This window comes from Jejuia spongiicola, from assembly GCF_023502325.1.
Classification (GTDB): domain Bacteria; phylum Bacteroidota; class Bacteroidia; order Flavobacteriales; family Flavobacteriaceae; genus Wocania_A; species Wocania_A spongiicola.
On sequence record NZ_JAMFLZ010000004.1, the window covers coordinates 340,241 to 360,495 of the forward strand.

The following is a 20,255-nucleotide window of genomic DNA, read 5'->3' on the forward strand; positions in this document are numbered from 1 at the left end:
GACTTATATCCGACGCTAAACGAAATTAGATAAATTTTCTGACAAAATCAAGTAAGCTAATTTTTACTCTTCTTTATATTTTTCCAATAATTTCTCGATGAATAATTTATTAATTGTAAGTTGTTACTTCGAGACTAATCTCACTCCCGCTTTAACCTCTTTTTTCCATAGTTGGAGCTTGTTTGAGAGTTTCTTAACTAAATCGGGGTTAATTAAACTAACATCATTCGTTTCTTGTAAGTCATTAGATAAATTGTAGAGTTCAATTTTATCACCATTCTTATTCTTTTTATAAACTAATTTCCAATCTCCACTTCTAACAAAGCTATTATTACCATAAGCAAAAAAAACATCTCTTTCAGGTAGATTAGTTTGATGTATTAAATTCTCTTTAATACTAATTCCATCAATGTGGGTTGAACTTGGCTTTTGGTCAATAAAATCTAAAAACGTAGGCAATAAATCCATAGTGAGAACGATTTGATTATTAATCATTCCTTTTTTTACTTTATCGGGATAACTAAAAATAGCAGGAACACGACTGCCTCCTTCATAAACACCACCTTTATGTCCCTTAAGTACACCATTACTGCCAAAACGATTAGCGCCATTGTCAGATAAGAAAACAATTATAGTATTTTCATATTGTTTAGTTTCTTTAAGTACCTGAATTATTTTACCAATCCCTTCATCCATTACTTCTACCATTTCTTTGTATACAGACGGAATACTATTCTTGCTTATAGGTTTTGTTCCCGCTTTACCAACTGTTCTTAAAATACTATCTATACGCCTTTGGTAGGGGCCATGTGGGGCTTCGTGTGGTAAATAAAGAAAAAATGGTTTAGCTGTATTTTTAGGGTTATTTTTTTCGATATATTTTACTCCATACTGTGTTATCAAATCAGTTGAATAACCCTCTTCATTTTCAATTTTAGTGCCTTTCCACCAGTCAAGGTAACCTTCTTGGTCAATATGAGCATGATAATCAATGTTTCCACTCACAAATCCAGTATAATCATCAAAACCTTGTAATGTAGGGTTATATTCTTTAGAATATCCTAAATGCCATTTCCCAAACATCCCACAATTATAACCATGTTTTTTTAATTCCTCTGCAATAGTAATTTCATTTAAATTTAAACCAACATCTCTATGGCTTTTTGCGGTAATAACACCTTCAACACCTGTGCGTTGTTGGTATTTGCCTGTCATTAATGCTGCACGGGTAGGACTGCAAACAGCTCCATTAGAATGAAAATCTGTGAACTTAATACCTTCTGAAGCTAAAAATTCTAAATTTGGTGTATGGATAGTTGTACTACCATATGGTTGAATATCTCCGTAGCCCAAATCATCAGCCATGATTAACACTATGTTAGGGGGCAAATTTGTGGCATCCTCTTTTTTAATACAAGATAGTACAAAAACAAAGCTAATAAGAAGTATTATTTTTTTCATTTTGAGATATAAGTATGTAAGTCTCTTAATAATTTAATCCAAGTTAGGTTTTACCCATGCTTTGATCCCATCTAATTCTCTTTGCTTATTATATTCTATCCAAAAAGGTTTTTCCTCTGCCAAAGGTATATTTTCGTTAACCAAGTATGGTTTAATGTTGCTCCACCAATTGTTATAAGCTGTTCTCATTTTAGAAACAATTTCAGGATTATTTGAAGCGATATCAAGAGTTTGTCCAGGATCGTTAATGACGTCATATAATTCTTTATTATTTATATAGCGATAGCGCTCATTTCTTATTGCGCAGTTTTTGTATTTAGAGTTATCAGGATTAGAGCTTTCTAGTGTTCCAACCCAGCGTTCACTTCCTTTTTGATTTGACGCGTTTTTTGGGTTTAATGCCCATCTTCCTCCATGGAAAAACCGATAGCGATCGTCAGTTTTATGAGATTCACTTTTTAAATAGGGAAGAAAACTTTGTCCGTCTATATCTGGTATATCTGAAATGTCAATTCCAGCAATATCAGCAAGTGTTGGTAAAATATCGTAATGATTTAGTAAAGCATCAACTTTTCTTCCAGAACTAAATTTATCTGGCCATCTTATAAAAAAAGGGACCCTTGTACCTCCTTCATGAGCACTACCTTTGAATCCTTTCATTCCAGCATTGTAAGTACTACCATGAACATTGTTTTGTCCACCATATGTTTTTCCGTTATCTGACATAAATATTAAAATGGTGTTGTCAGCAATTCCCCATAAATCAAGTTTTTCCATCAGTCTACCCAAATTATCATCTATATTTTCAATCATACCATAAAAACCTTGAGCCTTTTCAGGGTAACCTTGTTCAATAAACTTTTTTTTATATTTTTCTGGCGCTATAAAAGGGCCGTGTGGTGCGTTAGTTGCTATGTAAGCAAAAAAGGGTTTGCTTTCTTTAGATTTATTTTTTAACCATGATAGTGCTTGGGTGAAAAAAATATCAGTACAGTATCCTTTGGTTTTGACAAACGTACCATTATGTTTAATGGTAGGGTCAAAATATTTATTATCAGGAACATCGGCACAGGAACCAGCATAAGCTTGACCAATACCTCCAGCACCGTGAATAAAAACCTCGTCAAACCCACGATTTTCTGGTTGATAATCTGATTCATCACCTAAATGCCATTTACCAAATATACCACTAGTATACCCTCCTTTTTTTAAAACTTGTGGTAAGGTTGTTATTCCCAACGCCATACGTTCTCTTTCCAAAATAGTATGTGTAATTCCATTTTTAAAAGGATGTCTTCCTGTCATTATTGCCGACCTTGTTGGGGCACAGGTTGGACTAACTTGAAAGTCTTCTAAGCTAATACCTTGAGATTTTAGTTTGTCCATATTAGGTGTAGATACATCAGGACTTCCATGTGCGGAGATATCTGCGTAGCCTTGATCGTCTGTCATCACAATAATTACATTAGGCTTATTTAGTGATACTAATTGTTGTGATGATTTATCTTTGCATGAATACAAAGACAACAAAACGAATAATAGTGAACAATAAGAAATTATATTGATGTTATACATTTGCGATATTGATTTCATTTGGTTAAAATTTTGTTATTTTTTTACAGGTTAGAGTTAGTGACTATTGAATCATTTCTTGGATATCAAGATTTAATTATGGATGCGTCATAAGTTTATTTGAATTAGCTAATGTGTTTCTATTTTTTTTGATCCCATTTTATATTTCTGTCAAATAGTACTACATATTTTTCGTATCCATTACGTTTCACACCCTCTTTTTTCCAATGTTTCAATTGCTCATCATACAATATTCTCATTTTAGTTAGTTGAAGGTTGTAATCAGACTGTTCCACAAGGTTTACCATTTCATAAGGGTCGTCTTTAATATTGAACAATTCCTCGCTAGCAAATATTTTTTCATCCTCATTTTGAAAATACCAATAAATGTATTTGTACTCTTCATCCATTACCGTTAGACAGTGTGTTTCTTTCGGTCCCCAAACTTGAATAATAGGTAAGGATTTTCTAACCTGCTTGTTAGGTTTATTTATTATTGGAAGAAGGCTTTTACCATCATAAACAGAAGGAATTTTAATACCTGCAACATCCAATATGGTAGCACCTATATCAACATTACCAGACAAAGCATATGTTTTTTTGATTTTTTTATCATTTTTTATACGAGGATCAACAATAATAAGCGGAACACGAGAACCTTCTTCATAAGGAAGTACCTTTGAACCCAATCCATGAGAACCATTAAAGTAACCATTGTCTGAGGATAAGATAATAACTGTATTATTATCTATTTTTAACCTTTTAAGCTCTTCTAAAACCATCCCAATGGCATAATCAACACCATAAATGAGTTGATTGTATTTACGCAAGGCATTTTGATACGATTCCTCTTTGTCATAGCCCCATTGAAAAAATCGTGGATATTGCCTCCCCATTCTAGATTGTGGAGCCAGATGTTCTCCTGCTTTTCTTCCATAATTAGGAAGCTTTCTAAAATCAGTATCCTTATAAATATTATCGAATATAGGATCTGGTTTAACAGGTCTGTGAGGTGCCTTAAAAAAAACACTCATACAAAACGGTTTGTTTTTGTTTGTTGATTCCCTAATAAAGTCTATGGTGGCAGCTCCATAGGCACGTGTACTATGAGGATACTTTTCGGCGTATTTGGCTAAAGTTTTATTTTGCGAAGTAACATATGATGTTTGACCAGGGCCACCAACCCAAAAATCAAAATCGTGTCGGGCAATTTCTCCTTCCTTATTTTCAGTTTTGGAACCATCATCTGATATTGCAAAACCAAATTTTCCACCAAAACCCATACGATAACCAGCTTGTCGCAATAAAATTGGATAGGAGGTAGACCATTGCTTTGTTCCTAAAGCTCCTCGATTAAAGTTACAACCTGTTTTGTATTCATATTGGCCAGTCATAACATTTGCTCTGCTTGCCATACAGATAGCTGTAGTGTTATAATGTCTATAAAATACAGTACCCTTATCTACCAATTTATCCATGTTGGGTGTTTTGGTGTTTGGATTACCATAAGCTTTTTGTGTGTCATAAGCTTGATCATCGGTAAAGAAGAAAATAATATTGGGTGTTTTATTTTTTTGAGCCCACACAATTGCGCTTGCACTTATAATTAGAATTAGAGTTCCTATTCTTAAAGTTGATTTTTTCATTTTTTACTCTTTTATTTTAATAATTACTTATAAAGAGTATTATCTGTATTATGTTTATAAATCAGTATTTATAAATTTTGTTTGTTTCCAATCAAATGTAATCGAATCATTTTGTTGAGATTTCCCAGGTGTACTTCTACCTTCAACTATATATTTGGTAAGCAAAGTTTTTAATTCTTTAACTTTTTTGGAATTTGTTGCTATTAAATTATTAGTTTCACTTGGATCATCTTTTAAATTATAAAGTTGGTATTTTGGTAAAGAGTCTATAGCAGCTTTATTGCCAGGTCTTGGAAAGCTCCAGCCTCCAGAGCCTGCACACATAATAAGTTTCCAGTCATCTTTTCTAATAGCAAAGCTTCCGTTAATGGAATGATGTACAGTAGCTTCTCTAAACGGCTTATTAAGTTCTTTTTGATTGAGTATTGGCATTAAACTGTAGCTGTCTTCAGCTTCATTATCTAAAAGCTTGTACCCAGATATTTCGGCACAAGTTGCCATAAAATCGGTTGTGCAAATTGTTTCTTTGGATGTAATTCCTTGCTTTATCTTATTTGGCCATTTAACTATAAAAGGGACACGGTGTCCGCCTTCAAAAATATCAGCTTTATGACCGCGATATATGTAACTTGGATTATGGTTTTTTTCTTTCAAAATGTTATAGTCTGCTTGTGGAGAGCAGCCATTGTCACTTGTAAAAACAATAAGAGTATTATCTTCAATACCAGCTTGTTTTAAAGTCTCGGTAAGTTGTCCCATATATGCATCTATCATCATCATAAAATCTGCATATGGGTTTAAATTGCTTTTACCCAACCATTCCTTAGTAGGCAAAATAGGTGTGTGAGGCGACGGCAATGCTAAATATAAAAAAAATGGTTTGTCTTCTTTTGCTTTCTCGTTAATGTACTTAAATGATTTTCTAAAAAAATTAGGTGTTACATCATCATGTATAAAATCTTTAGATGTAGGACCCTTCCGCCACCACGAATATTTACCTGTATTTTCAGTAATTGAATCTGGAACTACCGTAATATTTCCATTTTCAACATATACATAAGGCGCCATATCTAAAGAGCCAGAGTGCCCGTATGCATAAGTAAACCCCAAATCGTTTGGACCATTCTTAATAGGTTTAGTAAAATCAATATTATCAAAGTCTTTTGCATTCCAACCGCTTCCGCCTAAACTGTCTATATTCTTTAAAGCCCAGTCCCAACCTAAATGCCATTTACCAATAAAGGCCGTATTGTATCCTTGTTTTTTTAACATAGAAGCTACAGTACTTCTGGAATTGGGAATTAATGCTTTAGACTTCCCCGTTAATACACTACTTTTTAGTGTACTTCTCCAATTATATCGTCCGGTTAAAATACCGTATCGTGTAGGAGTACAAACAGCAGATGATGTATGTGCATCAGTAAATTTGATACCCTGATTTGCTAATTGATCGATATTTGGAGTTTTAATCTTTCCTTTTTCATTAAAGCTAGAGATATCTCCATAGCCTAAATCGTCTGCTAATACATAAATAATATTTGGTTTTTGTTCTGCTACTGAATCATTTTTAGGTTGCTTGCAAGATAGAGAGAGGGTTAAAAAAAGGAAAATACTAAAAGCTGTTTTTAAACTTGTTTTTCCCATTGTAAGGCCTTTTTTCATAATTAAATTAGTTATTAAGTGAATCATAATCTAAGAGATTCTTTTAATTGTTGTAATTTATTTATTAAAACAGGTAATAACTACTTAATTATCTACCATTCTTGATACTTTTTTTACTTGATGTGAGTAAGGGAATAGTATAAATGACTTACAAAAAAAGGGAATTGCGTTTTATTAATTAGAAGATCTCGTCTAAAAAAGTATTTATATTTTCTTTACTTTTCTTTAAAAGCTCAGCTTTAGCATTTTCCATGTCACTTTTCTTTTTGTCTTGAGAAAGTTTGAATTTTCCTTCCCAAGATGTAATATCAATCTCGAAACCCTTAATGTAATTAATTAAACCGTGCATTCTTGGGTTATCCATTTTTAGTTTGTATTTATGGTATGGAGCTTCAAGAAAATCAGTCATGTCTACTAAACTTTGCTTTACTTTTTTTTCATCATTTACTTCAATTACTGAGCCTTTTAAGTGCACTTTTATATAATTCCAAGTTGGTAATTGTGTGGTTGTGTAAACATTTGGAGAAATATAACATTGAGGTCCAGAAAAAATAATAGTTACTGAGTTATTGTCTTTAAGTAATTCGGCTTGCGGATTGTAAATGTCGATATGTCCTATTAATTTTTTGTCGGTTTCACGATAAATTAAGGGTAAGTGTGTTATTAAAGGTTCATTGTCTTTTACCGAAATAACAGTGGCTAAAGGATACTTTTTAATCACTTTAATCATGTTATTAATGTTCGAGCCTTGATGGTGTTTTGGTGGGTAAGTCATAAGCGTTAAGCACCAAATTGAGTTAAATGATGGTCTAAATGTTTGTATTGCATTTTACCCCATTGCTCTGTTGTAAAATCTCCAAAAAGAGGATGTGTAGGCCAATTGGTTTTTTCTTTTAATTGTGAAAAGTCATTGATAACTTGTATTAATTTGTTCTTTTGACTTGCAAATTCTTGAGGATCAGTTATTCTAAATTCTCGAACAGTTCCTAAATTTTTTTGCCATGGTTTATCATTATACATAGCAGATTTAAAAAGCTTAAACATGAGTTTTTTTGCAAAGCCAATTTTTGTGTTTAAATGCAAAGTCCCGTTCGCAACTTCTAACGGTTTTTGGCAATGCGTTAGCATTTGTGCAACATCCATTTTCCCCCAATTTGCTTGAGTTTTTTCATTTAAATTTTCTATTCTTTTTAAAATGAGTTGTTGTGTTTCAGTTTCAAATAATGACTTCATAATAAATATTTTAATTGCACTTGAAATTTACAATATTTATCTTTAACCAATGCAAGAAAAACCATCATCGTTTTCAATAAAAAATTGGGCACAAGACGATCAACCTCGTGAGAAATTATTATATAAAGGGAAAAACACTTTAAGTGATGCAGAGTTAGTAGCTATTTTAATTGGATCTGGTAATAGAGAAGAAAGCGCTGTAGCCTTAAGCAAGCGTATTTTGGCAAGTGTTGATAATAATTTAACTGAACTTGGAAAGCTCTCGATTAAAGAACTAATGGGGTTTAAAGGTATTGGAGAAGCTAAAGCAATTACTATTACCGCAGCTTTAGAACTAGGGAGAAGACGAAGAAGCGAAGATGCTTTACAGAAAAGTAAAATTACTTCAAGTGGTTCAGTATTTGAGTTAATGCAACCCATTATTGGAGAATTACAACATGAAGAGTTTTGGATTATTTATTTGAATAATTCTAATAAGGTTATTCAAAAAAAGCAATTAAGTAAAGGCGGAATTACAGGTACTTTAGTAGATGTGCGTTTGGTGTTAAAAAATGCGCTGCAAGTTGGAGCAACAGGTTTAATTTTAGTTCATAATCACCCATCTGGAACTATAAAACCTAGTGAAGCAGATAAGCAAATTACTCAAAAATTAAAAATAGCAGCACAAAGTTTAGATATAAAAGTATTAGATCACTTAATTATAACAGAAAAAGCATACTTTAGTTTTGCTGATGAAACTTTATTGTAAATGCTTTTAATTTATACCCATAAAATATCACCAAGATTAAAATATATTTTCAAGCATATATGCACAAGAATATTAGATGTTAATGTTTCGTTTACCACAAAAATTGAAGAATTTATAGCTCACGATAGTTTAAAAATGTCGTATACAAGACAGCAACTAGGGAATGAGTTTTTTATTAAGAGTCATGATATTTTATTTGAGCAAGGTCTATCAGATGTAGAAATACATGTGCACGACTGGGGTGATACTAAAGGGTTCTTTTCTAATGGAGACAAAAGTGCTATACCATTTGATATCTTTGCAGCATCATTTTATTTATTGTCAAGGTATGAAGAGTATTTACCACAAGTAAGAGATGAGTTTGGACGTTTTTTAGCAACCGAAAGTGTGGCATTTAAACACGATTTTTTACACCAACCTGTTGTAGATATTTGGGCATTTAAGTTTAAAGATGCATTACAATCCCATTTCCCAGATTTTAATTTCCCAAAAAGAACATATAGTATTAAACCTGTAATAGATATACCTAGCGCATATAATTATAAATTAAAGGGAATTATTAGAACTTTTGGTGGTGCCATTAAAGATTTGTTACGATTAAGGCTTAAGAATTTGTACGACAGGTTTATGGTGATTTTTGGTTTAAAACATGACCCATTCGATACGTTTAAGTATATAATAAATAAGCAAAAACAAAGCCGTTTTAAATTTGTGTTTTTCTTTTTAATTGGTTCGTATTCTACATATGATAAAGGGATAAATGCGAATAAAAAGAAGTTTGTATCACTTATAAAACAAGTTGCAGATTACAGTATTGTTGGGTTAAAAACTTCCTTTTTTGCTATTGATAGTATAGCTGTTTTAAAGAAGGAAAAGGTACAAATGGAAGCTATTATAAATACCTCACTAACAGCTTCAAAGCAATCATATTCAAAGCTTAATTTACCAGAAACATACAGAAACCTTATAGAGCTAGAAATTGAAGAAGATTATACTATGGGATATGTAAATCATATCGGTTTTAGAGCTGGTTCGTGTACACCATTTTTATTTTATGATTTAGACTACGAAATACAAACCCCTTTAAAAGTGCATTCATACCACTTAATGGATTTTGCCTTGTTAAAAAATCATTCATTATTAGATAAAAAGATGGTTTTAAATCAAATTATGAATGAAGTAAAGCAAGTAAACGGAACGTTTATTCCTGTATTTCATAACTATACTTTTAGTAATGACCAGCGTTGGTTTGGATTTAAGGAATTGTTTAATATTATTTTAGAATCAGTAAATGAAGATTAAAAACATTACAGACATTTTTTTTGATTTAGATCATACACTTTGGGATTTTGATAAAAACTCTGCCCTTACATTCGATAAAATTTTCAAACAAAATAATATTGAAATTAATTTAAAAGAATTTTTATCTTATTATGAACCCATAAATTTAAACTATTGGAAGCTATACAGAGAAGAGAGAATAAATAAAGAATCATTACGATTTGGAAGATTAAATGATGCTTTTACTGCGATAAACTTTACAGTTGAAAAACATTTAATCAATAAGCTTTCTGAAGATTATATAATGCACTTAAGTAGTTTTAATCATTTGTTTGAAAATACTTTTGAAATTCTAGAGTATTTAAATCCCATGTATAATCTACATATTATAACAAATGGATTTAGCGAAGTTCAACATGGTAAGTTAACAAATTCTAATATTGATCATTATTTTGAAACGGTAACAAATTCAGAAATGGTAGGAGTTAAAAAACCAAATCCCAAAATTTTTAATCATGCTTTGAAAGTTGCAAATGTAAATGTAGACCAATCAATAATGATTGGAGATAATTATGAAGCAGATGTACTTGGAGCACTAAATATTGGAATGGATGCTATTTTTTTTGGTACTTATAACGATAAGCTAGAAGCAACAGTTAAGCAAATTGACAACCTAATTCACCTCAAGAAATATTTGTAGCTTCATAATATGTTTATGATATTATTCGTTTAACTTAACCTATGATAAAGAAAATTGTTAAATACTTAGCTGTAGCTGCCTTTTATGGTTTTTTTATAACTTCATGTACTGAAGAGGTAGATTTTAATCAAGCAAAGGATTTAACATTAGAACCTGTTTTAGCTTCAGATTTAATTTTTTTTAATGCACCAGCTACTAAATTTTTTATTGACGGTAGTGAATTAAGTACGATTAGAGATTCTGTTATTATTGATTTATTTAATCGCGATTTTGTTGTAGATAATGTAGTTAAGGCAGAATTTGTTTTTGAAACTACGAACTCTATTAATAGAGCATTTAGTGTTCAAATTGACTTTTTAGATGATACAGATTTGCTCAAGCATTCTTTTACAATTTCTTCCCTAGCGTCTCCAACTAATACAGATATTGTATCCACGCATACTGAAGTATTTGAAAACACATTACTTGATGCTTTAAAGGCGTCAAATAAGGTAATATTGACTGTGCAGGCACTATCTGGAGGGTCGCCTCTTAATGATAATACACCTGGAAGAATCCAATTAAAATCAAAAGGTATATTTTATTTAAAAATTGAAGAATCTGAATGAGAAAAGCTAGTTTGTTATTTGGTTTAATAACCTGCTTGTCTTTTTCGCAGAATAAGCAAATACTATATGGTTTTTCAGAAATACCACAAGCACTATTACAAAACCCTGGAGGAAAAATAAGTAACGATTGGTATTTTGGCATACCACTACTTTCTCATATTCATGTAAATGGTGGGTCGTCTGGAATATCTGTCTACGACCTTTTTGCTAAAGACGGAGTTGATTTCAATGTAAAGCTTCAAAATGCAGTAAATAAAATGAAGTCAACAGATTTTTTTACATTTAATCAGCAACTTGAAATATTTTCTGCCGGATTTGCAATGGGACCTAGTTATGAAAAAAAAGAATATTTAAGTTTTGGTTTATATCAAGAAACAGATTTTATAGCCTATTTTCCTAAAGATATTGCAGTTTTAGCTTTAGAAGGAAATGCAAATAATATTAACAGACGGTTTAACTTAAATCATGTAAATGTTAATGCCGAAGTTATTTCAGTCTTTCACGTGGGATACAACAAAAAAGTTAACTCAAGTTTTACTTATGGGGTAAGAGGCAAGATATATTCAAATATTATCAATTTAAATTCAACAAATAATAAAGGGGTATTTGTTACTATTCCAGGAGAAAACAATTTTTATAATCATATTTTTAATTTAGATTTAGAGTTAAGAACATCTGGGTTGAATAGTATAACTGAAGAGGATTCAGATTTTTCAGGAAAAGATTTAGTTAAACGTACATTATTAGGGGGGAATTTGGGTTTGGGTTTTGATATAGGTTTTACTTATAATTTAACAAAGCAGTGGTCTTTAGATGCCAGTTTATTGGATGTTGGTTTTGTTAGACACAGTAAAGACATAAAAAACTATGTAGTAGATGGTGTTTATAGTTTTGAAGGGATAAACCCGCTTTTTCCAGAAACAGATACTGGGCAAACAGCCGAAGATTATTGGAATGAAGTAGGTGAAGACTTTGAAGACCTGTTTGAATTGGATAGCACTGCAACAAAGTACACTACTTGGCGACCTGTAAAATTAAATGCATCATTAAATTATTCGTTTGGTAAGAAGCAAAGTGAAGATTGTAATTGTTTAAAAGAAGATAATGGTTATTTAAATGCAGTAGGGATGCAACTTTATGCGATTAATAGACCTAAGCAACCACAATTAGCTTTAACAGCTTATTATTACAGAAGATTATTTAATAATTTAAGAGTTAAAGCTACTTATACTATAGATTCTTATTCATTTAATAATGTAGGTTTAGGTATCTCTACCCACTTAGGAGGTTTCAATTTTTATGTAATGGCAGATAATTTTTTACAATATAAAAACATTTATGACGCACAAAGTGTATCTTTACAATTAGGTTTTAACTATATATTTAATAAAAAATGAAAACAAAATTATTCACAACACTTTTAGCTTGTTTTATTATAACAAGTGTGTTTTCTCAATCTAATTTAAATGATTATAAATACATAATAGTACCCAAAAAATTCGATTTTTTAAAACAAGAAAACCAATATCGTTTAAATGCTTTAACTAAATTCTTATTTGAAAAAAATGGATTTACAACAGTAGTTGAAGGAGAACAATATCCAGATGATTTAGCAGGGAATGTATGCATGGGACTAACTTCTGATGTAGAAAAAGGGAAGGGGATGTTTAAAACAAAATTGAGTATAGTTTTAAAAAATTGCCAAGGAGGAGTAATTTATAAATCTGAAGTTGGAGAAAGTAGAATAAAGGAATACGATAAATCTTATGCTGAAGCACTACGAAATGCTTTTAAATCGTTCGAAACTGTTGATTATAAATATACACCTAATGGTAATAATAGTGTAATTGCTTCAAATAAAGTAGAAACTAAGAAAGAAGTCTCTCAAGAGCTTCAGAAGTTAAAAGAAGAAATAAAATCTTTAAAAGAAGAGAAGAAAGAGGCTGTTAAAGTTGCAGAAAATAAGGTTTCTGAAATTGTTGAAGTGCCAGCAGAAGCTACGAAAACAGTACAGGAAAATGTTATAGAAGGCGCATCTAATATTTTATATGCTCAAGAAATGGTAAATGGTTTTCAGTTAGTAGATAGCTCCCCTAAAGTGGTTTACAGAATTAAAAAAACAAATCTAAATAACGTGTTTTTGGTGGAAAACAAGAACGCAATTATTTACAAAAAAGGAGATGATTGGGTTTTAGAGTTTTACTCAAATAACTCTTTAATACAGGAAACTTTAAATATTAAATTCTAAAGTTTTTTAAAAATCTGATGTCGCGTTAGGGATTGGAGTGGAAATCCTTTTTGAGAGGTACGAACAAAAAGATTGTATCGTAAAGCCCGACCCTTGTGGTAACGCCCTAAATTTAATAACCATATTTATCTTTCCAACGTTGTTTTAAAAATTCACGATGTGCGTTTTCTCTAGCATTATTCCCAGGATCGTAAAGCTTAGAGTTTTTTATTTCATCTGGTAAAAATTCTTGATTTGCAAAGTTTGAGTCGTAATTATGTGCGTATTTATAATTGTCGCCATAACCAAGCTCTTTCATGAGTTTTGTTGGTGCATTTCTAACTTCCAAGGGCACACTTAAATCGCCAGTTTCTTTAACCAATTGTTGTGCCTTCCCAATAGCCATGTAAGCGGCATTACTTTTTGGAGAACACGCTAAATATGTAGCACACTGGCTTAAAATAATTCTAGATTCTGGGTATCCAATTGTTGATACTGCTTGAAATGTATTGTTAGCAATAACTAAAGCTGTTGGGTTTGCGTTACCAATATCTTCGCTAGCGAGAATAAGTAAGCGGCGCGCTATAAATTTTACATCTTCACCACCTTCTACCATGCGAGCTAACCAATAAACAGCAGCATTTGGATCGCTACCACGAATAGACTTTATAAATGCTGAAATAATATCGTAATGTTGTTCGCCTGTTTTATCGTATCGTACCGTATTATTCTGGATTTTTTTTAAAACGGTCTCATCAGTAACTTCAACAGTATTGGTACTATACGAATTTACAATAAGCTCAAAAATATTAAGTAGTTTTCTAGCATCGCCACCAGATAGCTTTAAAAGAGCATTAGTTTCTTTTAAAGTAATGTTTTTTTTAGAAATTAATTCATCTTTTTCAATGGCACGTTTTAAAAGAGTTTCTAAATCTTTTTTGTTAAAAGCATTTAAAATATAAACCTGACAACGAGATAAAAGCGCAGAAATTACTTCAAAACTAGGGTTTTCGGTGGTTGCTCCAATTAATGTGATCCAACCTTTTTCAACAGCTTGTAGTAACGAATCTTGCTGAGATTTACTAAACCTATGAATTTCGTCAATAAATAAAATTGGGTTTTTGGTAGTAAACAAACCGCCACTTTGTTTAGCTTTATTAATAACATCTCGAATATCTTTAACGCCCGAGTTTATAGCACTAAGCGTATAAAATGGTCTGCCAGATTCGGTAGCTATAATGTTAGCAAGAGTTGTTTTTCCAGTACCAGGTGGCCCCCAAAAAATCATTGAAGGAATTAATCCTTGCTTAATATGCTGTGTTAAAGAACCATGTTTGCCAACCAAATGGGTTTGACTCACATAATCTTCTAAAGTTTTAGGTCTTAAACGTTCAGCTAAAGGCTCATTCATAATGTAAAATTAAAGTAATTTTTTCGTTTTGAGCATGCCCTAAAGAAAATTCGGGGTAGTGTTTTTTAGCACAATCTTTTTTTTTGGCCTCAAAAAAGGATTTTCTTTACAATCATTCATGCACACATATCTGCCATTTTAGCATTAAAATAAAACATGGTTAACTATTTGCTATATTTATTTCAATGAATAATAAAGAACATTTTAAATTTTCAACAGGGGTAGTTGCTTACCCTATATTATTTGTATTAATAATATGGATTGTGTTTTGGGCCGAGGTGCGTTTTGGGTTTAATTTCAGTAAATATGGAGTTTATCCTCAAACTTTAAAAGGGCTAAGAGGTATTGTTTTAAGTCCGTTTATTCATGGTGATATTCAGCATATTTATCATAACACCATTCCATTATTGGTTTTATCAACGTCTTTGTTTTATTTCTATAGACCAATAGCTTGGAAGGTATTGGTTTTTGGAATTTTACTTTCAGGGTTTTTTACTTGGTGTATTGGAAGACCATCATATCATATTGGCATTAGCGGATTAATTTATGTTTTAGTTAGTTTTACTTTTTTTAAAGGTGTTTTTGCTAAACATTATAGACTGATTGCTTTATCGTTATTAGTGGTATTTCTTTATGGGAGCATGATTTGGTATGCTATACCCATTGAAAAAGGGATTTCTTGGGAAGGACATCTATCTGGTTTAATTACAGGTTTATTATTTGCTTTGTTTTTTAGAAAAGAAATAGCAAAACCTAAAAAATATGTTTGGGAGCAAGAGGGTTATAATGAAGATAACGACCCTTTTTTAAAGCACTTTGATGATGATGGAAATTTTATTGAACAACTAGAATCTGATGAAAGTCAAGAATCATCAACTATAAGTTATACTTTTAAAGAAAATAAAAAATAAGATTAGTTTTTATCTATGCGTTGCCTAACAGCTTCATATAAAAAAGCACCACAAGCTACAGATACATTTAGCGATTCAATATCTCCTAATAGAGGTAATTTGGCTTTTGCATCAACCACTTTTAAAGTAGATGGATTGATACCTCGACCTTCAGAGCCCATAATAATTGCACAAGGCTCTGTAAATGAAACATCGTATAAAGTATCATTAGTTTTTTCAGTAGCTGCAATTACTTTTATACCAGATGCTTGCATGTAAAATACAGCATCTTTTATATGATCTACTTTGCAAATAGGAATTTTAAATACTGCTCCAGCACTTGTTTTAATAGTATCTCCGTTTACAGGAGCACCACCTTTTTTTTGTATTACTATACCATTAACTCCAGTACATTCTGCAGTTCTAATGATTGCTCCAAAATTTCGGACATCACTTAATTGATCTAACAACAAGAATAATGGTGTTTTTCCAGATTCAATAACACTTAAAACTAAAGTTTCAAGATTATGAAATTCAATTGGTGAAATTTGAGCAACAACACCTTGGTGGTTCTTTTTTGTTAAACGATTAAGTTTTTCAATAGGAACGTAAGATTTGTTAATAGATTTTCTATTTAATAAGGATTCTAATTCACTAAATAATTCACCTTTTAGGCCCTTTTGAAGAAAAGCTTTATCTATGTTTTTGCCAGCATTTATAGCTTCTATCACTGCTCTTATGCCAAAAATTTGAGTTTGATCTTGCATGGGGTAAATGTATAAAAAAGTTATTGGTCTAAGAAGTTTAACTTACAAAGAGTTTATTTTGCGCTCCAGAGCCTTTGTGTTAACTTTAATCGATATTTTGACCATAAAAAAGTAGAAATTAGAGGCAAAAAACCTTTAAGCCTCTTATAATCAGAGCAAATATGACTATATTTACAATAGTCAATCAAAATTAATCAAAAAATTGAAAACTAAGTTATTATTTATAATATTAGGATTTAGCGTATGCTTTGTTTTTTCTCAAAAACAATCAGCAAATTGGTATTTCGGAGAATTTGCAGGTCTTAATTTTAATACTCCAAATCCTACTCCTCTTTTAGATGGACAATTAATTACAAAAGAAGGTTGTGCTACTATTTCTGACCCTAACGGAAATTTGTTGTTTTATACAGATGGCGTTACAGTTTGGGATAGGCGTCATCAAATTATGCCTAATGGTCAAGGACTTTTAGGACACAGCTCTAGTACAGAATCTGCCTTAATAGTTCCTAAACCAGGAAGTACCTCAAAGTATTATTTGTTTACTATTGATAAACCAAGTTACTATTTAACAGAAGGAGAACCCATTGATGGGGTTAATTACTCTGAGGTTGATTTGTCATTAAATAGTAGTTTTGGAGATATTGTTCCTGGAGTTAAAAACATGCATTTAGTAACTTATGATGTTAATGATGCTACACAAAACGAATATAAATCTTCAGAAAAAATCACTGCGGTTTCGCATAGTGATGGGAGTTCTGTTTGGGTTATTACTCAATTTATGGACAAGTTTTATTCGTTTCTAATTGATGGAAATGGAGTTAATGAAACCCCAGTTATATCTACCGTGTCGCAAATGGTTCGACCAGTTTTTAATAGTGACGGTGCGAATATCAGTGCTATTGGTTATTTGAAGGCCTCACCAGATGGAAAGAAAGTTGCTATTGCACATAGTTCTACTAACATTGGTGGTGGAGGACCAAGATCTCCAAGAAGAGAGTCTGGAAGGGTTTTGTTATATGATTTTAATAACACAACAGGAATAGTTGCTAATGATAATATTATAATTGATAATACATACCCTTATGGTGTTGAGTTTTCACCAAATTCAAAATTGTTATATATTACTAATAACGTGTTTGATGATAATAACATTTTCGATCATAGTCACGTTTATCAGTATAATTTAGAAAGCTCTGACATAGTAGGATCTAGAGAAGTTATTAGTAATTCTCAAAATGTAGCAGGGGCATTGCAATTAGCAATAAACGGTAAGATATATAGAGCAGGGTTTAGGTCTTCTTCAGTTGGTTTAAGTTTATCGGTTATTAATAACCCTAATGAAATTGGGAATGCTGCAGGATATTCGGAAAATTCTGTTGATTTGGGAGGCAAAGCTGTTCAGTTAGGGCTTCCTCCATTTGTACAATCTATATTCTTGTATACTTTTGATTTTGAAGATACTTGTTTAGGTGATCAAACTCATTTTTTCGTCACTTCTGAAGAACCTTATGACAGTGTGCTTTGGGATTTTGGGGATGGACAAACATCGACACTTATAGAACCATTGCACGCCTATGCACAATCAGGTGTCTATACTGTTAGTTTAACCATGTATTTAAATGGTATTGAACAAGGTCCCTTTTTAAAACAAGTAATAATTTCTCAACCACCAGATGTATTGCAAACAACTTTTGATTTAATTCAATGTGATTCTGCTGACAATAACCCTAACGATGGAATAGCTCCATTTAATTTACAACTAGCTAATGCTCCTTTGAGCTTGTATACTCAAGAAGCGATTCAAGTTTATTATTATTACTCAATGGCAGATGCTATTAATGATTTAGATAATTCTAACTCTATTGATGAAATTTACACGAATCAATATCAAGGAGAAATATTACATGCCAAAGTATTTAAAACAAATACGGATTGTTTTAGTATGGCAACAGTAAGATTAAATACAACTCAGGCAGTAGATATTAGTACTCATGAATTGGGAGCTTGTGACCCTGATGAAGATAACTTTGCTGATTTTGACTTAGAATCAGAAGGTTTAAGAATTGCAACAGCATTAAATTTACCAACTAATGTTACAATTTCGTTTCATGATGATGAAAATGATGCAGCTATAGGTATTGATGCGCTTCCTAGTATTTATACATCATCAGATAGAACAGTATACATAAGAGTTGAAAGTGATAACGCATGTTATGGAACAGGGGTTTTAAATTTAGAAGTAAGATCATTTCCTCAATTAGAAGATCAAGTTATAAATGTATGCCTTTCAGATTTCCCGATATCGATTAATGCTGGACTTAATGCTAGCCAAGTAAATAGTTATGATTATAGTTGGAGTACAAATCAAAATTTAGATGAAATTTTGATTTCTCAAGCTGGTATTTATACGGTTAATGTTATTGATCCTTTGCTTAACTGCGAAGATTCTGTGACTATTACTGTTAACCAAAACGAAATACCTATTATACAAGATTTAGTTATAAATGATAGAAACTTAACTGTTGTTCTAGATAATAATAGCGAGAATTTTGTTTACGCAGTTAATGATGAATTTGGTGCTTACCAAGACAGTAATTCTTTTTTAAATTTACCTCATGGAAAGCATACGCTTTATATTATGGATGGTTTGAATTGTGAAAGAATTTCGAGAGATTTTTATATACTAGGATTTCCTAAGTATTTTACTCCAAATAATGATAGCTCTAATGATACATGGAACGTAGCAGGTTTAGACCCTACATTATTTGATTCACAACTGTTAACTGTAGAAATCTATAATCGTTATGGAAAGCTTTTAAAAACATTTAACCCAAACCAATCTATTGGTTGGAATGGTGAGTTTAATGGTAACCTTTTAACTGATGACGATTATTGGTATTGTTTAAAACTTCCTAATGGGGAAGAATTTAGAGGTCATTTCTCATTAAAAAGATAATAGTTTTATAAGTAGAGAATTGTTATTAATGGTAAACTAATTCTTTAAATATATCTTTAAAAGCCCATTCAGCTGCCACGTAAGACTTTGGACTGTCTAGTTTTTGACCTTGTCTATTACCCGAAACAGCATACCCAAAGGCATCCCATATATTGCCTTCATTATCTGTAAGTACATTAGGGAATTCGCTTGTATCTAATGCAGTGAATGTTAAATTACTTGGTAAATAAAATGCGTTAAAGTAAACTTTTTCTTTACTACCCACAACAATTACATTTTTACTGTTTACAGAGGTATAATCTATTTCTATTCCGTTTGCAAAATTACTATAGCTAAATAAATGTACTATGTCATCAAATACATGTTCATGCATTACACCTAACAAATTATTAAAATCTATCGGAACAGGTGTCTCATCACAATTGCAATTTGCAACATCAGGATGATTAAATACCATTGCATCAGGAAAATATGTTTTAACTCCGAGCCAGTAAGATTCAATAATGTTATAAGTATTTAACCTTATATCTTTAGTAGATTCTCTAAGACCACGTATAGCCATCTGCGACCAATAATAATTTAAATCTGCATCAGTAGCGATAAGGTTGTCTTTGTACAAAAAACCAGAGGCTTTCATTGTAATGGTTTCTCCGTTGGGCAACCTTCTGTCAAAAGATAAAGCACTTTCTGTTATTGGACAATAAGTTATAGCCAAAGGAATATCTCCAAACGTATCGTTTATAACTTCAAAATTATTTGTGTAATCATAAGGATAAGCATAAACTTGTCCATTTATTTTTAAAAGTGCAAGCCTAGAATTGTCATTTAAAAAACCAGTAGCATCAATTTCTGATATACTTTTATAATCTGGGTTTTCTTTTATTTCATATGATCCGCCTCCAGCAATATCCGTTTTTGGAACGCACCATAAATTGTCTGCGACTTCATCTGTATTATCTTTTACGCTAGTTTCTGTTGAACAATTAACTAGTAAAATGAAAGTTAATATTATGAATCGTTTCATATTTAATACATTTATATTTAAGTCGGTGTTTGTAAATGCTTCTTACAAAAAAAGCCCTATAAGTTATGT

The 20,255-nt window shown here is 31.5% G+C and carries 17 protein-coding genes; 8 read left to right on the plus strand and 9 right to left on the minus strand.

The features are described from left to right. Positions 1–123: 123 nt before the first annotated feature. From M3P09_RS11235 to M3P09_RS11260, 6 genes are all read right to left on the minus strand, one after another. On the minus strand, positions 124–1,461 hold the full coding sequence (locus M3P09_RS11235) for a sulfatase-like hydrolase/transferase (RefSeq protein ID WP_249973200.1): 1,338 nt from the start codon (positions 1,459–1,461) through the stop codon (positions 124–126). 33 nt (positions 1,462–1,494) lie between these two features. Next, a complete protein-coding gene (locus M3P09_RS11240) occupies positions 1,495–3,054 on the minus strand; it encodes an arylsulfatase (protein WP_249973201.1) in 1,560 nt (519 codons plus the stop codon). Between the two features lie 119 nt (positions 3,055–3,173). After that, positions 3,174–4,679, minus strand: a complete 1,506-nt coding sequence (locus M3P09_RS11245; RefSeq protein ID WP_249973202.1) for a sulfatase-like hydrolase/transferase — start codon at positions 4,677–4,679, stop codon at positions 3,174–3,176. 54 nt (positions 4,680–4,733) lie between these two features. Beyond that, positions 4,734–6,341 (minus strand): sulfatase family protein, encoded by a 1,608-nt coding sequence (locus tag M3P09_RS11250; RefSeq protein WP_249973203.1) that lies wholly within the window; start codon positions 6,339–6,341, stop codon positions 4,734–4,736. A gap of 178 nt (positions 6,342–6,519) precedes the next feature. Continuing rightward, positions 6,520–7,116, minus strand: a complete 597-nt coding sequence (locus tag M3P09_RS11255; RefSeq protein ID WP_249973204.1) for an FMN-binding negative transcriptional regulator — start codon at positions 7,114–7,116, stop codon at positions 6,520–6,522. A gap of 5 nt (positions 7,117–7,121) precedes the next feature. After that, positions 7,122–7,574 (minus strand): DUF1569 domain-containing protein, encoded by a 453-nt coding sequence (locus tag M3P09_RS11260; RefSeq protein ID WP_249973205.1) that lies wholly within the window; start codon positions 7,572–7,574, stop codon positions 7,122–7,124. Between the two features lie 49 nt (positions 7,575–7,623). Here M3P09_RS11260 and radC point away from each other — a divergent pair, with 49 nt between their 5' ends. From radC to M3P09_RS11290, 6 genes are read left to right on the plus strand one after another with little or no spacing between them, the layout of a single operon-like run. Then, positions 7,624–8,322: a RadC family protein gene (gene radC, locus M3P09_RS11265; RefSeq protein ID WP_099563506.1), complete on the plus strand. Its 699-nt coding sequence runs from the start codon at positions 7,624–7,626 to the stop codon at positions 8,320–8,322. Beyond that, on the plus strand, positions 8,323–9,624 hold the full coding sequence (locus tag M3P09_RS11270; RefSeq protein WP_249973206.1) for a polysaccharide deacetylase family protein: 1,302 nt from the start codon (positions 8,323–8,325) through the stop codon (positions 9,622–9,624). Next, positions 9,614–10,303, plus strand: coding sequence for a YjjG family noncanonical pyrimidine nucleotidase (locus M3P09_RS11275; protein WP_249973207.1), 690 nt, complete (start codon positions 9,614–9,616; stop codon positions 10,301–10,303). The genes M3P09_RS11270 and M3P09_RS11275 overlap by 11 nt, the downstream gene beginning before the upstream one ends. Before the next feature lie 41 nt (positions 10,304–10,344). Continuing rightward, positions 10,345–10,911 carry a hypothetical protein gene (locus M3P09_RS11280; protein ID WP_099563509.1) on the plus strand — a complete coding sequence of 189 codons (567 nt, stop codon included), beginning with the start codon at positions 10,345–10,347 and terminating at the stop codon, positions 10,909–10,911. After that, on the plus strand, positions 10,908–12,308 hold the full coding sequence (locus M3P09_RS11285; RefSeq protein ID WP_249973208.1) for a DUF5723 family protein: 1,401 nt from the start codon (positions 10,908–10,910) through the stop codon (positions 12,306–12,308). The genes M3P09_RS11280 and M3P09_RS11285 overlap by 4 nt, the downstream gene beginning before the upstream one ends. Next, positions 12,305–13,159 (plus strand): hypothetical protein, encoded by an 855-nt coding sequence (locus M3P09_RS11290; protein WP_249973209.1) that lies wholly within the window; start codon positions 12,305–12,307, stop codon positions 13,157–13,159. The genes M3P09_RS11285 and M3P09_RS11290 overlap by 4 nt, the downstream gene beginning before the upstream one ends. 112 nt (positions 13,160–13,271) lie before the next feature. On the opposite strand, the gene M3P09_RS11295 is transcribed toward M3P09_RS11290, so the two are convergent. After that, positions 13,272–14,549 carry a replication-associated recombination protein A gene (locus M3P09_RS11295; protein ID WP_099563512.1) on the minus strand — a complete coding sequence of 426 codons (1,278 nt, stop codon included), beginning with the start codon at positions 14,547–14,549 and terminating at the stop codon, positions 13,272–13,274. Positions 14,550–14,734: 185 nt separating this feature from the next. Between M3P09_RS11295 and M3P09_RS11300 the strand changes: the two genes are divergently transcribed. Next, entirely contained in the window at positions 14,735–15,460 is a 726-nt protein-coding gene (locus tag M3P09_RS11300) for a rhomboid family intramembrane serine protease (protein WP_099563513.1), read from the plus strand. Positions 15,461–15,462: 2 nt separating this feature from the next. On the opposite strand, the gene rlmB is transcribed toward M3P09_RS11300, so the two are convergent. Beyond that, a complete protein-coding gene (rlmB, locus tag M3P09_RS11305; RefSeq protein ID WP_249973210.1) occupies positions 15,463–16,206 on the minus strand; it encodes a 23S rRNA (guanosine(2251)-2'-O)-methyltransferase RlmB in 744 nt (247 codons plus the stop codon). 202 nt (positions 16,207–16,408) lie between these two features. Between rlmB and M3P09_RS11310 the strand changes: the two genes are divergently transcribed. Then, a complete protein-coding gene (locus tag M3P09_RS11310) occupies positions 16,409–19,162 on the plus strand; it encodes a T9SS type B sorting domain-containing protein (RefSeq protein WP_249973211.1) in 2,754 nt (917 codons plus the stop codon). A gap of 25 nt (positions 19,163–19,187) precedes the next feature. Here M3P09_RS11310 and M3P09_RS11315 read toward each other — a convergent pair whose 3' ends face one another. Beyond that, the gene (locus tag M3P09_RS11315) at positions 19,188–20,186 is read right to left on the minus strand and encodes a DUF3179 domain-containing (seleno)protein (protein WP_249973212.1); all 999 of its coding nucleotides are present in this window, start codon (positions 20,184–20,186) and stop codon (positions 19,188–19,190) included. Positions 20,187–20,255: the final 69 nt, after the last annotated feature.

Bases quoted from the DNA above. Each gene is read 5' to 3' on its own strand.
- M3P09_RS11285 (WP_249973208.1), top strand. From the start codon at position 10,908: ATGAGAAAAGCTAGTTTGTTATTTGGTTTAATAACCTGCTTGTCTTTT.
- M3P09_RS11300 (WP_099563513.1), top strand. From the start codon at position 14,735: ATGAATAATAAAGAACATTTTAAATTTTCAACAGGGGTAGTTGCTTAC.
- M3P09_RS11260 (WP_249973205.1), bottom strand. From the start codon at position 7,574: ATGAAGTCATTATTTGAAACTGAAACACAACAACTCATTTTAAAAAGA.
- M3P09_RS11315 (WP_249973212.1), bottom strand. From the start codon at position 20,186: ATGAAACGATTCATAATATTAACTTTCATTTTACTAGTTAATTGTTCA.
- M3P09_RS11245 (WP_249973202.1), bottom strand. From the start codon at position 4,679: ATGAAAAAATCAACTTTAAGAATAGGAACTCTAATTCTAATTATAAGT.
- M3P09_RS11235 (WP_249973200.1), bottom strand. From the start codon at position 1,461: ATGAAAAAAATAATACTTCTTATTAGCTTTGTTTTTGTACTATCTTGT.
- M3P09_RS11280 (WP_099563509.1), top strand. From the start codon at position 10,345: ATGATAAAGAAAATTGTTAAATACTTAGCTGTAGCTGCCTTTTATGGT.
- rlmB (WP_249973210.1), bottom strand. From the start codon at position 16,206: ATGCAAGATCAAACTCAAATTTTTGGCATAAGAGCAGTGATAGAAGCT.
- M3P09_RS11270 (WP_249973206.1), top strand. From the start codon at position 8,323: ATGCTTTTAATTTATACCCATAAAATATCACCAAGATTAAAATATATT.
- M3P09_RS11290 (WP_249973209.1), top strand. From the start codon at position 12,305: ATGAAAACAAAATTATTCACAACACTTTTAGCTTGTTTTATTATAACA.
- radC (WP_099563506.1), top strand. From the start codon at position 7,624: ATGCAAGAAAAACCATCATCGTTTTCAATAAAAAATTGGGCACAAGAC.
- M3P09_RS11275 (WP_249973207.1), top strand. From the start codon at position 9,614: ATGAAGATTAAAAACATTACAGACATTTTTTTTGATTTAGATCATACA.
- M3P09_RS11250 (WP_249973203.1), bottom strand. From the start codon at position 6,341: ATGAAAAAAGGCCTTACAATGGGAAAAACAAGTTTAAAAACAGCTTTT.
- M3P09_RS11295 (WP_099563512.1), bottom strand. From the start codon at position 14,549: ATGAATGAGCCTTTAGCTGAACGTTTAAGACCTAAAACTTTAGAAGAT.
- M3P09_RS11240 (WP_249973201.1), bottom strand. From the start codon at position 3,054: ATGAAATCAATATCGCAAATGTATAACATCAATATAATTTCTTATTGT.
- M3P09_RS11255 (WP_249973204.1), bottom strand. From the start codon at position 7,116: ATGACTTACCCACCAAAACACCATCAAGGCTCGAACATTAATAACATG.